At 61.3% G+C, this 14,455-nt stretch carries 16 protein-coding genes; 10 read left to right on the top strand and 6 right to left on the bottom strand.

The features are described from left to right. The first annotated feature begins 92 nt into the window (after nucleotides 1-92). The 6 genes from JRN21_10750 to JRN21_10725 all read left to right on the top strand — a co-directional run bounded on the left by JRN21_10750 (nucleotide 93) and on the right by JRN21_10725 (nucleotide 4,470). On the top strand, nucleotides 93-1,064 hold the full coding sequence (locus JRN21_10750) for a VWA domain-containing protein (GenBank protein ID MDG6989779.1): 972 nt from the start codon (nucleotides 93-95) through the stop codon (nucleotides 1,062-1,064). 445 nt (nucleotides 1,065-1,509) lie between these two features. Continuing rightward, the gene (locus tag JRN21_10745) at nucleotides 1,510-1,944 is read left to right on the top strand and encodes a hypothetical protein (protein MDG6989778.1); all 435 of its coding nucleotides are present in this window, start codon (nucleotides 1,510-1,512) and stop codon (nucleotides 1,942-1,944) included. A 59-nt stretch (nucleotides 1,945-2,003) separates the two neighbouring features. Then, nucleotides 2,004-2,348, top strand: a complete 345-nt coding sequence (locus tag JRN21_10740; GenBank protein MDG6989777.1) for a hypothetical protein — start codon at nucleotides 2,004-2,006, stop codon at nucleotides 2,346-2,348. After that, entirely contained in the window at nucleotides 2,345-2,740 is a 396-nt protein-coding gene (locus tag JRN21_10735; protein ID MDG6989776.1) for a hypothetical protein, read from the top strand. The genes JRN21_10740 and JRN21_10735 overlap by 4 nt, the downstream gene beginning before the upstream one ends. Next, nucleotides 2,727-3,173, top strand: coding sequence for a S26 family signal peptidase (locus tag JRN21_10730; protein MDG6989775.1), 447 nt, complete (start codon nucleotides 2,727-2,729; stop codon nucleotides 3,171-3,173). Before JRN21_10735 ends, JRN21_10730 begins: the two co-directional genes overlap by 14 nt. 4 nt (nucleotides 3,174-3,177) lie before the next feature. Beyond that, entirely contained in the window at nucleotides 3,178-4,470 is a 1,293-nt protein-coding gene (locus JRN21_10725) for a hypothetical protein (protein MDG6989774.1), read from the top strand. A gap of 563 nt (nucleotides 4,471-5,033) precedes the next feature. On the opposite strand, the gene JRN21_10720 is transcribed toward JRN21_10725, so the two are convergent. After that, entirely contained in the window at nucleotides 5,034-5,918 is an 885-nt protein-coding gene (locus JRN21_10720; protein MDG6989773.1) for a hypothetical protein, read from the bottom strand. Nucleotides 5,919-6,186: 268 nt separating this feature from the next. On the opposite strand from JRN21_10720, the gene JRN21_10715 reads away from it, so the two are divergent. Both JRN21_10715 and JRN21_10710 read left to right on the top strand, forming a co-directional pair. Beyond that, nucleotides 6,187-6,519: a hypothetical protein gene (locus JRN21_10715; GenBank protein MDG6989772.1), complete on the top strand. Its 333-nt coding sequence runs from the start codon at nucleotides 6,187-6,189 to the stop codon at nucleotides 6,517-6,519. Between the two features lie 130 nt (nucleotides 6,520-6,649). Then, nucleotides 6,650-6,994: a hypothetical protein gene (locus JRN21_10710; GenBank protein ID MDG6989771.1), complete on the top strand. Its 345-nt coding sequence runs from the start codon at nucleotides 6,650-6,652 to the stop codon at nucleotides 6,992-6,994. On the opposite strand, the gene JRN21_10705 is transcribed toward JRN21_10710, so the two are convergent. The 5 genes from JRN21_10705 to JRN21_10685 all read right to left on the bottom strand — a co-directional run bounded on the left by JRN21_10705 (nucleotide 6,991) and on the right by JRN21_10685 (nucleotide 12,290). Then, on the bottom strand, nucleotides 6,991-8,364 hold the full coding sequence (locus JRN21_10705; GenBank protein ID MDG6989770.1) for a hypothetical protein: 1,374 nt from the start codon (nucleotides 8,362-8,364) through the stop codon (nucleotides 6,991-6,993). The genes JRN21_10710 and JRN21_10705 overlap by 4 nt on opposite strands. 5 nt (nucleotides 8,365-8,369) lie before the next feature. Continuing rightward, a complete protein-coding gene (locus JRN21_10700; protein ID MDG6989769.1) occupies nucleotides 8,370-9,047 on the bottom strand; it encodes an AAA family ATPase in 678 nt (225 codons plus the stop codon). 261 nt (nucleotides 9,048-9,308) lie between these two features. After that, nucleotides 9,309-10,277 carry a polyprenyl synthetase family protein gene (locus JRN21_10695; GenBank protein MDG6989768.1) on the bottom strand — a complete coding sequence of 323 codons (969 nt, stop codon included), beginning with the start codon at nucleotides 10,275-10,277 and terminating at the stop codon, nucleotides 9,309-9,311. Nucleotides 10,278-10,323: 46 nt separating this feature from the next. Further along, nucleotides 10,324-11,247, bottom strand: coding sequence for a UbiA family prenyltransferase (locus tag JRN21_10690; protein ID MDG6989767.1), 924 nt, complete (start codon nucleotides 11,245-11,247; stop codon nucleotides 10,324-10,326). After that, on the bottom strand, nucleotides 11,178-12,290 hold the full coding sequence (locus tag JRN21_10685) for a winged helix-turn-helix domain-containing protein (protein ID MDG6989766.1): 1,113 nt from the start codon (nucleotides 12,288-12,290) through the stop codon (nucleotides 11,178-11,180). The genes JRN21_10690 and JRN21_10685 overlap by 70 nt, the downstream gene beginning before the upstream one ends. 142 nt (nucleotides 12,291-12,432) lie before the next feature. Between JRN21_10685 and JRN21_10680 the strand changes: the two genes are divergently transcribed. Further along, a complete protein-coding gene (locus JRN21_10680) occupies nucleotides 12,433-13,131 on the top strand; it encodes an AAA family ATPase (protein ID MDG6989765.1) in 699 nt (232 codons plus the stop codon). A gap of 152 nt (nucleotides 13,132-13,283) precedes the next feature. Beyond that, on the top strand, nucleotides 13,284-13,838 hold the full coding sequence (locus tag JRN21_10675; protein ID MDG6989764.1) for a hypothetical protein: 555 nt from the start codon (nucleotides 13,284-13,286) through the stop codon (nucleotides 13,836-13,838). The last annotated feature ends 617 nt before the right edge of the window (nucleotides 13,839-14,455 follow it).

Below are 14,455 nucleotides of genomic sequence, written 5' to 3'. Positions count from 1 at the left end.
TTCCAGCTCGCTTTCATCCCACGGCTGGAGCCTGTGGGTTTTCTCGCTCGCAACTGATAAATGCCGGACGGCCGCACAGGGACCGACAGTGGATGTGGGACGTGCTGTACGCCGTCGATGCATCGACCAGCATGGCGGAAGAGGCCAAACCCCCCGCCGGGGCCTCATATGTCAAGATACAGGCGGTCAAGGAAGGCATCCAGCAGACTGTGAAGGGCTTCCTCTTCCCCTTCGGGTGCAGAGTGGGGGTGATAGGGTTCAGGGCGCCGACCAAGGCGCTCGGCATGATGATAGACTCGGGCAAGGAGATGACGCAGAGGGTGCTCCCGCTGACCTCAATCTCAGAGCTCCACGCCCGGCCCGAACTCCTCAGGGACAGCCTTGACGGGATGAACGTGGGGGGAGCCACCCCCACGGGGGAGGGGCTCAGGGCCGCGGTCGACATGCTCCACGAGGCGCCCGACGGGCCGAGGAAGAGGATCAAGAAGCTGATACTCGTCACCGACGACAGATCCAACGTGGGGCCTAAACCCGAGGCCATGATCGACCAGAAGCTCGGCCGCAGGGCCATAGTGGACGTGGTCGCCATAGGGAAGGTGAGCGATAGGAAGGTCTTCGAGGCGCTGGCCACGCGCTCGGGGGGGAAGCTCACTGTAGTGAGCAGCGCGCAGAGCCTCACTCTCGCCCTCGGCCCCAGCATACCTTATGCCGAGCCCCAGGCGCAGACCCCCCTGATGGCCGAAGCAGAGAGGGTAGCGGCGATCCTGAAAGAGACCGACAGGTCTGCCCCGAGCTACGCAGGGCTCGCGGCTGCCGCCGGGGCGGTCCGAGCGAGGCTCGAGCAGAAGCTGCAGGAGACCGTTTCGCTCGAGGGCCAGGCCAGGGGGGACTTCGACCTCGTCCTCTCGGCGGCGACCGGCGACCCGAAGTTCCCTGTGATGCCCATGAAGGAGTTCGCCGACAGGGTCTGGTCCATGGGGGCGGAGCTGGCCAAGCTCCAAGCCCTCGAGGACGCATACAGGCGCGCTATCAGGCCGTTGGCTGATGGCAGTGATCGGGGATGAATCGGGCCGCCCATGGCGCCCGGGCCTGCGAGCTGCGGCCGGCATCTGACCTCAGGGGCCCTGGGGCAACCCTCCAAGTGAGAGGCATCGTAGGGCGGAGGAAGGGACATGACTTCGGCGCTCTCCTCAGGGCGCCATGTCCCTGACCAGGCCGAGCCAAGGCCAGATCAGGATATCAGCGAGCTGACCGTGAATTTTCACGCAATCCAAACGGACGAGCCCGCTTCCCTGTCGCAGAGCATGGGTCTGAAACCTGCATTGACATCCTACGAGCCGCATACGCTCCAACGCGGCCTTCTATGAAGTGCTTCGAACGGCAGCGGACGATGGCGCAGGGGGACGATGATGTTGCCGAATCCACAACTGTCTCGCCCAACTTCATCGCAGAATCTACTAAAAGCGGTATTAGGGCACGGGAGAATCCATCAGCAAGGAGATGTGGAAGGTGAAAAAAACCAGAATCTTCGCCTCAATGCTGCTTCTGGGAGGCATACTCTTCGCGGTAAGCGCAGCGTATGCAGCCAACAGCATAACAGTGACGCAAACAATGGCAATAGCAGGGACAGGGAACGTCGCCGTGTCATGCCCTATCAGCACAGCATGCACAATCTCATCGATAACGTGGGGGATAACGACCTCCGCTACTTCGGCCCCGACAGTCACGAGCGTCGACATCACTTTCGCTAACGCGCTCAGCGGTACGTCGTCCAACTCGTACACGGTCTACGTGACCGTCTATAGCAGCGGGACGACCGTCGCTGCGACGGGCAGCACCACTGCCGCCGGAGCCGCGACCACTGCGACTGTAACGCTCTCTCCCACCACTGTAACGCCGTCAGGGATAAGCAGCGTCGAGGTGGATGTAGTCCAGACCGCGTAAGAGGGAGGGTGACATAACAGATGAAGTCGCTCCTCCTCTTACTCCTCTTTTTGGTTATCTTGAGTACTGCCGCGTTCGCGACGCAGCTGAACGTGAGCGAGGTGTCAACGCTTAATCCGAGCCCAGTAGGTTACGTGTTCACGGACAGCAACACAGGCGCGTACAATCAGGGTGCGACCCTTTCGGTTTCCGCAGGGTCCCTGACCTCGGTTTCGGCGAACGTCTACTGCCCAGGGCACGCCAAAGTCAGCCTCACCGTCACCGTCTACAATTCGGCGGGGGCCTCGATAAGCACCGGCTCAGGGAGCAGCAACAACTGTAGGAATGCGCTCTCCGTGGCGATGACTCTCAGCCCCACCGTCTCGATGTCTAGCGTCGCGAAGGTAGAGGTCGACCTGGCTTGAGGTACGCCCACTTCTTCGTCATACTCGGCTCCCTTATGCTGGCGACCTCGGTCTACGCCTCCAGCATCAACGTCACATTTGTCAGCTCGATCTCAGGGAGCGGAGCCGTGGCCGTCCCATCGAACGTCGTCCAGGTGACAGGCGTCACCCTTCTGAACGGGGGGGCGAGCACCACGACAGGTGCGTTCGACCAGGTCCAGCTCGACCTGCAGGCGTCGCTCTCGGGCACCTACAGCGTCTATGTCTCCATCTATGTCAACGGCGCCTTCCAGTCAACACAGCTGGTGAGCGGCGTCGCGCTGAATCCGACGGGGACGGCAACGACGAACACCTTCACAGCCATAACACCCGGAAGCAGCCCGGTGGAAGTCGAGGTCATTGCGACGCAGTGAGACTGTCTCCGCAGCCTTGGGGGTGCTCGCCCTGATCCTCCTCGGCCTCTACATGGCCCAGGGATACGAAGTCGTCTACGTCCCGACGGGCTCCATGGAGCCGAACCTTCCGATCGGCAGCCTCGCGCTGATACAACTCGGGGCGAGGCCCGTCGTCGGACAGGTGGCGGTGGCTGACGAGCTGGGGGAGCCCTTGATCCATAGGATCATCTGGATAAACGACAGCAGCGCCACCTTCGGGTTCAGGGGAGACAACACCAACTCGACCACCGTGCTTCCGTTCTCGAGCATCGTGGGGGTGATGGTCATAGCCTTGCCCTTGCTGGGCTATCTCCCTATGAGCCTTCGTTCGGCGCCCCTGGTCTGGATACTCGGTTCGGTTGCGCTCTTGGCCGTTGCGGCAGGTTTTTCACTGGCGGAAAAGAGGAAGTGACCGCTTGAAATCAACGTTGGTCGTGCTGGTGCTCCTGGCGGGGCTGGTGCTCGCGCCCGCGGCCGCGCAAGCGGCGGCGCCGACGATAACGGTGGACGCGCCCACCCCAATGCAGGTGACAGTGAACGGCTCGCCCTACCTCCTTACGAACTCGAGCGCGGCCCTCCAGGGGACAGTCTGCGTGCCGCAGTATGTCTACCAGGACTCCTTTGCAAGGTACGCCTTCGACGCGTGGTTTTCGTCCGGCAAGCTCGTAGGCTCGAGCACATGCCTCGACGTGAGCTCTGGCGGCTATCTCGCGCACTTCATCAAACAATATGCCGTCTCGGTCACGTACAGCCCGCAGAATACGGTAGCGAGCTCGACCTGGGTCGACTCGGGGAGCAGCGTGCTGCTCAGCGTCCCGGTCGAAATGCAGAGCTCGTCGTTCATGTACAAGCTGAACCAGGTCATCGTCGCCGGGACCCCGGTTTACGCGCCCTCAGGCGCCTTCAATGTCAGCGCTTCAGGACCAGAAGCCGTGCAGGCGATCTACAACCAGTTCACCAACGTCACCCTCGTCCTCCCGTCAGGGGCGTCCACTCTCTGGGCGCCGACGGGTCAGAGCTGGTACCACGTCTTCGCGTCCGCGCTGCCAGGGGCAGGGGGGTCGAGCCTTAGGCTCGACGGATTCCAGGTCTATGGGACGGCGTCATACGCAGCCAACGGGAACACCATGTCGCTGACGCCCTCGGCGCCGGTCGTCATCGTCCCAAGCTACGCCCTGAGCTATTTCGTCACCGTCACGGACCCGACCGGCGTGGTCCTCAGAGGGTGGTTCCAGGATGGATCGCTCGTCAACGCGACCGTGCCGGGTCAGCTCCCTGTGAACAACGAAGAGAGGCTCGTCTTCGCCGGATGGGCCGGAATGAACGGGACAAACCAAATCAGCGTGCCTGTCAACTCGACGATGAACCTCACGGCGGAGTACAGCGTCGAGTACCAGGTCACTCAGTCATCGCCCCTCGGCGTGACCAGCGAGTGGGTCTTGGGAGGCAAGTCGACCGCCGTTTCCTTCCCTACCGTGTTGCCGGCAAGCCTCGGGCTGACACGAACGCTCACGGAAACGCTGGTCAACGGGGTCGAGACGCCCAACCAGCAAGGGACCGTCGTCGTACCCGTGAACGGCCCCGTTCAGGTTGTAGGGGTGTACGGCTACGCCCCAGACTATGTCTTCATAGGCGTAATCGTCGTGATCGCGGCTGTGTTCCTGGTCGGCTACTTCTTCAAGACAGGCTCACAGCCTAAGAAGACTTGAGACCGAAAGCTACCGTCTGACGCCATGGTGGACGTGGAGCTCCGCGTGCGCGGCGAGCCCGCCTGCACCCGGCCCTGCGATGATTGCAGGCGTGGCAGCCTCCGCCAAAGCGACAGGCGTGGCCGATCAGTGCCGAGCCGCCGCAACAGCCCGTCTTCGGCTGCCCTGACCAGAGGGCGCCCCGCTGCCTACGGAGCCGCCCGTGCACGGCGTCCATCCTCATCTGCGTTGGGAGCTGCCTCGGACCCGCAGCACGACGCGAAGGGGCGTCGTTCCGATGACTGCGCTCACCACCGACTCTGCCCGGGCCCCCATCGACCGTGATCACCCGGAACTCGGAGTCTGAAGCCGCCGACACGCGCCCCCCGGGGGTGCATGCTGATCTCTGCCTGCAGGTGCGTCGGGCTCCAGCTGACAAAGGCGGAAGGCTGACCCCCGCCGGCCGGTTGGCCGCCGCATCACGCGCCTGTGTGCCGGCCGCTGCCGGCTCAGCGGGAACCGCCTGCAGCGACTTGGCCGCAGCCTTCGTCTACCGCGCCAAGCGCCCTGGTCTGCCGCGGCTCCTACAACGAACCAGCCGGCCCGGCGTCCCGCCTAGGCTGCTCCCTGCGCGAGAGTATGATGCTCTCCATTATCTCTCTGGCCCTGAGTATCACCCCGACGTCCCCGGCGGTCCGCGCCTTCTCCATCTCCTTCTCGACCATGTCCTCGACCTCCCGCCTGGTCGAGTCCGGAAGCTGCCTGACCGCCTTGAAGTCGGGGAGCGACCTGTCGAACCGCTCGTCGCTCCATAGGTGTATGGCGTCGGCCACCATCTCCTTCGCGTACTCCTCGTCCTCCCTGTTCATCAATATGAGCGTCCCGGCCAGGTAGCGGGTCCATTCGCTCCTCGGGTCAAGGTACATCCGCCTCACCTTCCCGTTGAGCGTCTCATGGGAGATCTCAGTCGCTTCAGCCCCCCTTGCCACCAGGGTCTGGTATGCAAGGCCGAGGTAGACGTCGGCGTTCTGGAGCGAGAGGGAGTTTCCTATCTTCTCCATCAGCACGTAGGTCCTCAGCCTCCCCTCCGCGTCCCATTCGGGGTAGTGCGCCGTGAGCCTTCCCACGAAGCGGTCGAAGTTCCGGACGAGCTTCTCTTTCACCGCGGGGTCGTCCATGTCCTCGACCTTCTCGAGGAGGCTGTCGAAGGAGTCGAGGATCTCCTCGCGCTGGGCTCCCCTCTCCCTGTCCCTGGCCTTCACCAGGCCCCTCAGCTTATCCTCCGGCGGCTGCTTGGGCATCGAGGGCTTGGGTATCGCCAACCCACGTACCGGGCCGACGACTATCAGGCCTATCGAAGAACCGAGGAGGATGCTCTGGCCCAAAGGCGGCAGGAAGCCTGGGACTGTCATCGCTATCCCTACCCCCCCGACAAGCGCGGCCAGGGACCAGGCGCGAGAACGCATCAACGCCAGGCATTTGTGGTATGCACCTCCTAAGGAAATATGCCGCATTCCAGAACAGTACCTCCGAGAATTCGTATCTTCTAGATGTCAATACGCATCTCCTTCATAGTTATGTAACAAAGTTTGAAGGAATTCAAACAACAAAAAGACCTATAACCTGTCCGCCAAAACAAGTATGGCGCAAGAACGAAGCCGACACGGAATAAGAATCTGCATGATATTTCTGTAATAGTTATATAGGTTATCCGACTACCAAGCGCCGGTCAACAAATTGGGTCAGTCCACAAGCGACCTGTTCGAACAGTTCGAAGAAAGGCGGACGCACCAAGCAAGAAGGTCCCAGCTAGAGATTCAGATGGACATCCTCAGGGTGGTGCACGAGGGTGCATACCTGCCTACCCAGATAATGTACAGGGCGAACCTGGCCTGGACGTCCCTGCAGTCGAGCCTCAGCTCGCTCGTCGGGATCGGGCTCTTGGAGAGGATGACGGAGGGGAGCAAGCGGAACTACCAGCTGACGGTGAAAGGCATCGACGTCTTGGCCAGCTTCACCCGGATCATCGAGACGGTGAACGAACGGCGCGGCCCGCGAAGCGCCCCTTGACATAGTCTCGGATTTTCAAACTCCCCTCTCCGTCTTCTGCGCATATCACGCCATGGTGGCGTTATCTGCTGAAAATAGGCGACAAATCCATAATCCTTATATGGGTTATTTATACGTGAATCGCCTGACATTGGCAGAGGCGAAGTACGGCTTCCTCGGTCTGGACGAACCGGCGACACTCAGGCATTGCATCTCCCTCAGAAGGTCGCACCTTGAGATAAGGATGGACATCCTGTCCTGCGTGAAGGCAGGGGCGGAGAAGCCCACTCAGATCATGTACAAGGCGAATCTGTCCTGGAACGCCTTGAAGGAGCATCTAGAAGCCCTCGAACAGGGCGGCCTCCTGAACCTGGCCACCTACGGGAGGAGGAAGAGGTACGAGCTCACAGACAAGGCCATCGCCGTCCTCATGGCCTACTCCAAGGTCATCGACGAGGTCAACGCCACGGCGCCGGCCGCAAGCGCGAAGTTCTAAGCCCCAGCCGCGGGGGCGCCCTTGGTGACCCTGATCCCTGCCTGGTCGTATGTCGCGTGCATCCTGAACAGGCTCCGGATGAGGCTGACTACCCTTTCGTCGTGCGCGTTCGAGGTGAGCAGATACACCGCGGAAACGCCGGGCTTGGAGGTTATCTCGTTCGACTGCTTGAGGAACTTGTAGGTCGACTCGAGCCCCTGGTATATGATGAAGTCGGAGATGCTGTCGAAGACGAGTGAGACCGGGGTGCCGCTGGTGGAAGATATCGTCTTGTCGATGAGGTCGAGCATCACCGCCATGTCGTCCCTCGGCACCAGGAGCTCGTTCTGCCTGTCGGAAGAGCTGGGGTAGGACACCCCCGAGGTCATCACGTAGAACCTCACCCCCTCGATCCCCGCAAGCCCCTTGTAGACCGGGCTCCCCCTGGAGCTGAAGACGTAGACCAGACCTCCTGCCCTTGTCTTCTTTCTCGCCAGGCTTGCCACCGCCGATTCGAACCTGGACGAAGGGTCGACCTCCAGCAGGATGGAGACCGGGACGTCGAGCACCGCCCCCTCCTCGACCAAAGGCTGGCCCCCCGGGGAGGCGCCCCCGTGCACCGGCTCGAAGAACGTGGAGAGGAGGGACGCCCTCCTGAATATCGCCGCAGTCACGCCGAAGAGGATCCCGGCGATGGAATACCCGATGGGGATGAGGTCGTAACCCAGGGTGACAAGGAACCCGTTGAACACCAGGACCTCCGCCCCGATCCCGAACCAGCAGAACGGGAGGGCGAAGAGCCGCCGCTTGGTCCCCGGGTCATTTGACTGGCTGGCCGCTTTGACCAAGAGCAGGGTCGGATAAGCGAGGAAGAAGGCGAGGGTCCCCAGCGAGAGGGCGAGGAACGTGGAGTTGAACTTGGGGGACGGGACGAGGCTCCCCCCCAGCGAGGTGAGAAGGACTATGGTGTAGGGCCTGAAGTATGTGAGGTACCCCTCGGTCGACGCTATGAAGGCCATGAACGCCCCCAGTATCAGGCCGTGGGGCCAGCGGAAGAACATCGACTTGAGCCTCTGGGCGACCCCCCTCCCTCCGGGCCTCATGTAGATCGAATATGCCAGGGTCGTGAGGAGGGCGACGTCTAGGTAGATGAGGTCGGGGGCGAGGAACGAGTAGGTCTCGATGTATGCCGCGGACCCTCCGTAAAGGTGCCTCATGACGTCGAGCACGACGACTAGCCCGAAGAAGACGTGGACGAGGGCGAGTATGCTCCTCAGGTATGGGTACTGGCTCGGCTTCTGCCTCAGTACGAACAAGAGCGAGGCCCAGGTGACCGCTAGGGCGAACAGATCGACGGAGATGTTCAGAAGTGACAGTCCAGTTACCGCCAATCCGGTCAGAATCTAGATACGGCGAACTTGGGTCCGAAGACGACGGAGTGGTACCTTTTGCTGTGGTTCGTCCCCCTCATCTTGAGTATGACGAACCTGGTCTTCATCTGGACCTCGTCTTCCCAGTTTTCCATCAGCATAACCGAGTCGGTCATGAAGCCTTCGAACCCGATCTTCCCGCCGTTGGCTAGGCTCGCGGTCAGTATCGTGGTGATCCCCTCAGCCTTCAGCGAGGTGTAGACCGACTTCATGAACGTCCTCATCTCGAACTGGGTTTCGCAGGCGAGGAGGAGCGCCGTGACCGAGTCTATGACCAAGAGGGTCCCCTTCGAGTCTTTGGTCGCCTGTATGAGGGTCGAGATGTTCGTCTCGAGCTGTTGCCCCTTCAGGGCTTCGAGGTCCACTATGGAGAACTTCCCCTCCTTCTCCAGCGGGACCACGTCGAGCCCGAGCAGCTTCAGGTTGCGCCTCAGGTATTCCGCGGACTCCTCGAACGTGGCGTAGACCACGTTCTCCCCAGCCGTGGCGGCGTTGTAGGCTATGTTCGCGGACAGGACGGTCTTCCCTGTCCCTGGCCCCCCGGCCACGAGGTGTATGTCTCCCCTCACCAGTCCGCCTTCCATAAGGTCGTCCAGCCCTTCGACCCTGGTCTTCAGCCTCTGCATGACTGCGGCCGCTTTCAACTCTGGCGTCGACTCCCAACAGCTCGCACAAAAGCCTTTGCCAAACGGCGCGAGAAGGCCCGGGCCCGGGCGCTTCAGCCCTTGGATGGATGCATTGGCGCTTGAATCGGACCGCGGCCCAAGGGACGTGGAACGCCATGAAACAGGGGCTGGAAGCCCACGGGTTTACCCGTGGGAGGATGTCACGCCCATGGCCTTGCCTTCTTTCCACGGAACGATGGCGGCAGGATCGCCCTCACGCTTCCCAGCGGGCCAGTGCGCTCATTTGGTCCTCGACCCCAGCCCCTCTGTCAGCTGCTCCAGCTTGGACCTGGCGGCGGACGCGGGGAGGGCCTCCAGCGCCTTCTTCGCCGCTGCGGCGTAGTTCCTCTCCACCGCGTTGGAGTGGTCAATCGACCCCAGCTGGTCCAGAGTCTTCATGAGCGCCTGTATCTCCTGGAGCGCGAACCACTTCTTGTACAGCATCGAGTGGATCGACTGCTTCTGATAGTTGTCGGCGTGAGAGAGCGCGTGGATGAGGACCATGTTCGACGCGTTGTTCTGGAGGTCCTTCAGGAGGGGCTTGCCCGTCGCCTCTTCGTTCCCCACGATGTCCAGTATGTCGTCCCTTATCTGGAACGAAATCCCGAGGTTGCGTCCGAACTGATAGGAAGCGTTGACCTGCTTTAGAGTCCCTCTCCCTGCTATGGCGCCGCAGGCAGCCGCCGCCGCGAAAAGAGAGCCTGTCTTGAGCTCGGCGAGCTTGACGTACTCCTCCTCGGTGGCCGAGCCTTTCTCTGCCAGGATAGAATCGAAGAACTCCCCCTCGGCGGTGAACTTGGCGGAGTTCCCGATGTACGAGCTTAGCTTGGCCAGGCGCGTCGCAGACATCCCGGAGCCCCCGTACTTCGCCAGCTCGAGGAATATCTCGAATATCATCATGTCGGAGATGAGGATGGCCTTCGTCTCGCCGTACTTCTTGTGGGTCGCCATCTGACCGTGCCTGACGGCCGATTCGTCGATTATGTCGTCCTGGATGAGCGAAGCGGAGTGCGCCAGCTCGAAAGCCGCCGCGACGGGGAGCGCCTTCTCGAACGACCCGGACACGGCTTCACAGACCAGCATCGCTATCACCGGCCTCAGCCTCTTCCCTCCGGCGTCGATGATCCCTGCTATGGCTTCGGAGAGAGGGCTCCCTTCTGCTCTCTTCGAGGAGAAGTACTCCTGCAACGCCTCCCTGTACGGTTCCACGGCCTCCGTGAAGCTCTGCGGGGCGGATACCTTCGGCTCCGCCTGCCTAGATGAGCGCCGCTCCAATGTACATCAGCGGTCCCCATAGGAGGTACTCCCCGTCGACGACGACGTCGCAGATGAACCCCAGGTCTGCCCCTGGCTTCTTGGCCAGATAGGCGTAGAAGATGGAGTAGGCGGGGAGGAGAGCTAGCACGATGGCTGGTAGAGGGAGGAGCCCGAAGGAGACGGCCGCGGCCAGGTAGGCTAGCGCGACCCCGTCGATGGCCGTCATCATCGTGTACGTGCGGCGTACCCCATAGACAGCCGGGACCGTCCTGATCCCCTGCGCCCTGTCGCCTTCTACGTCACGGACGTCGAATATCAGGGTGTTAACCATCAGCCTCAGGAATATCAGCCCCCCCATGAGGGCGAGGACCTCCTCGAAGCGGAGGTAGTACAGACCGACGAGCACGGGGATCAGCGACCACCCGAGAGAGACGAAGAGGTTTTTCACCAGGAGCTTGTCCTTGAGCTTGGACACCCCTATCACCCCCACGAGGCGCCTCGACCCTACGCTGTAGAGCGCAGAGAACGCCAGCGGGACCAAGAGGGCGCCGAAGAAAATCAGGTTGACCGTGTAGGCGAGGACGTACCCCAGGAGGAAGCACCCTGCCGAGATCGCGGGGAGGTATCTCTTCCTCGAGCCGAGATGGGCCGTCCTGTCAGGGTGCGAGACCGCGTCCGAGTCCATCTCGGTGCTCCTGTTCATCATGTAGGCGCCGTAGGAGAAGAGGTAGGCCATGAAGAGCAGAAGCGGGGTCGCGGTCAGGCCCATCAGCGCCGCGGAGGCGGCGGCTATGCTCGCCGTGCCGATGGCGAGAAGGTGCCCCCCGAGGACGAACTCCCGGTAGGCGGAGGTCAGGAGTGCCGTCGCTCTTCCCCGTCTCCTATCTTGGCCATCTCCTGCCTGTAGCTGGGGAGGGTCCACCCCCGCTTGGGGTCGAACATCTCCTCAGGGATGTGCAGGTAGCGCGACTTCTGGCTGTCGAGCATGATGATGGAAAGGGAGCTCCTGACGTCTTCGGTGTTGCTCTCGATGTACCTCGTGGTCTCGTAAAGCTTGTCCATGGGGACGTCGAGCAGGGCGAAGTAGTCCCCGACCTCTGACCCTCCCTCAAGCCAGGTGAAGGGGATCTTGTTCATGACCTTCCTCGTCTTGACGACCCCTTCCTGGCCGACCCCCTTGACGAGGGTCAGCATCTGCATCAGCTCCCCCGGCTTCCCCTCGATGGCGGGGCGCCTCCACCTCACGTTGCTGTTGAGTATCAGCTTGCCCTTCACGACGTGCTCGGCGTTGTGGTACCTGAGGGTCCGCGGGTTGGCCCCGATCTCGGCGGCCACCTTGACTATGCTCACCGTCGGGTTCTCCTGCATCGCCTTCAGTATCTTGACGTCCATGTAGTCCACTTCGGCGTCCCTGTTCACGTCCAGCGTGGTGGCGCCGCTCTCCCCCTGGGTCATCTCGACCCTGCGCCAGTCCACTTTCCACTTCTTGGCGTCGAAGTCGTAGAACTCGGGCCTGAAGGAGGGGTACCTGAGCCACTTCGCCTCGTAGATGGCGTAGTCGGTGATGCGCTTCTGCTGCTTGAGGAACGACATGACGTCGATGTACTTCTTCTTGAACCGGAATGGGACCGCGTAGAGCCCCACGTATTTCGACGCGCCTATGGCCTTCCCCTCGAAGAAGAGGTAGCTCACCTCTCCGAGCCATTCCTGGCTGGGCTCCGCGTCCACCACCATCAGCCCCGCTGACATCCCGAGCTCGGCGTGGTTGAGGTTGACCTGGACCCCCAGGCCGTACTTCGTGAGCTGCTTGTTCACCTTGTAGCGGACTGTCTCGGGGTTGATCCCCGTCATCCTCGCGAGGAGGGAGTAGTTGGAGACCCCGATCTGCTTGATGGTCTCGATGAGGAGGTAGTCGAGGTTCCTCCGCTTTATCTTGTCGAAGGCACCCATTGTCGCGGGTTTCACGGAGCCTACGCCTAATAGAGGGTTGTGAATCTGAGGTCTATATCCGTTGTCCGTCGGCAACTTTGCTTATATACTCACGCCTGGCTGATGCGAAAAACGGAAAGGAGGCTCATATACCACCTCCCTCCGGAAGAGCGATCGTATGGAAAGCGTAGCCGCCCAGCGGGTGCCGACGAGGGTCGTGGGCCTCGACCCGCTCATCCAGGGAGGCTTGCAGCAGGGAGACTTCGTCCTTCTAGTAGGTGGGATAGGGACCGGGAAGACAATCTTCTCGTCCCAGTTCGTCTACAACTCGGCAAAGGTGGACGACGAGCACGCCGTGTTCGCCACCTTCGAAGAGGACATCGGGAGCCTCAAGCGCAACATGAAGCTCTTCGGGATGGACTTCGACGCGCTGGAGAAGGAGAAGAAGGTGAAGCTCCTCGACCTGGAGTCTCTCGAAGGGAGAGGGATGGGGTCGAACATCGAGACGCTCCTGGCGGCATTGGACGACATAAAGGCCAAGAGGCTCGTCGTGGACTCGCTCACCGCTTTCCTGAGCGGGGCGAAGGAGAAGTTCGACTACAGCTTCCTCATGCACCTGGTATACAAGACCCTGAAGAGGGAGGGGATCACCACGCTGATGACTGTGAGCAAGTTCCAGGCTGACCAGCCCATGAACAGCGGGATCGAGGAGTTCGTGGCGGACGGGATATTCCAGCTGGAGAACTACATAGGGAAGAACATGGAGCTGAGGACGAGGTTCCTGGTCAAGAAGCTGAGAGGGACGGAGCACAGCAGGAAGTACCACACCGTGGCGTTCACCCCGACGGGGATCAGCATACTCCCGTACTTCGACTAGAACAGGCGACTCCGCCATGCCGCTTGCGCCCCAGGCGATCAGTGGTCTCACACACGGCGTGCAAGAATTTCATACATCTTGGTCAGGAACGTGCAGTTATCAGGAAAACGGCAAAAATCGACTATAGAGCCCAAGGCAGTACTCCGGAGCTAATGAACACGAAGAAATCACTGGCAATCAGCGCACTCTCATTGGTCACAGCGCTCGCACTCCTCGGCGCATCGGCGCCGGCATTCGCCGCCTCTCCTCCAATCAGCGGTTACTGGGTCATCACCCAGGCTGCGGTCCAGTCGAGCGGGCAGGCGCCCACGGTGGTCGCCTGCGGAACGTTCGCCATATCCGACATCAAGTCGACCCAGAACACCTTCACGGGCGTTCTGTCGTTCACCCTGCAATACCCTAGCAGCCTCCCTCAGGGCCTCAGGATACCCGGCATCAACTCTCAAGCAGCAGAAGCCGTATCGGGCACTACAATGACCGTGGTACCAGGCGGGGCTCTATTCGTCAGCCTGACAGGGAGTCAACCAGTCGCACTGTCTGCTTCGATGACATCGCCTTCAAGTGTACCACACCCATCGATCGATCCAAGCGCGGGCAGCACCGGATGCGCGCCATTCGCGTCGCCACAGTTCATGGGCCTAGTACACCTCCCAATGCAGGGGACCGAAGGGATGACCGTCTACGGGACGCCGTTCACGTCAATCTAGGGAAGCAACGAACGGCAAGTCATCCCTTCCAGCTTTTTTCATGAGACTCATCTCCTGCCACTTGCCGACCGAAGGAACGGGACTCGGTTCGTCCCATGGTCTCTATTTGCGGAAGCCCAGGTGGTGGTGAAATACGTGAAAAATCGGTCGACCTGGTCAGCACTGCAGCCCAGAGGCGCCTTGCCAGGGGTCCAAGAGAATCCCGCTCTTAGTGGGACGACCAGACGGGCGGCGGTGACAAACGAGACACGCGCCGCTCTGTGCATTGGTCATCTGGCGGGGCAGTGGGCTTGCACGGCCAGCTGTGCCTTCAGCCCGAGCTCGCGCCTGCGATCCAGCTCGCCGCCATGGGCGGCTACGGCGGCGTCGGCCTTCTATGTCTCCCGGCAGTAGTATTGGGAAAACGGCAAAATCGACTATTACAGGCGCCCGGACGCTCACAGACACGATGAAAACGAAGAGAACAATCGGCCTTACTATGCTTTCAGTTCTGACAGCGCTTGTCATCCTCTCACCAACCGCTATCGCAGCCACCTCGACCCCCCTCAGCCTTGGCATGGCCGGCATCATAACCAACGCTGCAAACCAGCACTACGTCATGAGCGGCGGCAACCTAG

It is taken from the genome of Nitrososphaerota archaeon (genome assembly GCA_029785825.1).
GTDB lineage: Archaea > Thermoproteota > Nitrososphaeria > Nitrososphaerales > Gagatemarchaeaceae > UBA183.
The sequence above is the reverse complement of the archived record's forward strand: the minus strand, read 5'-3'. Positions and strand labels throughout refer to the sequence as shown.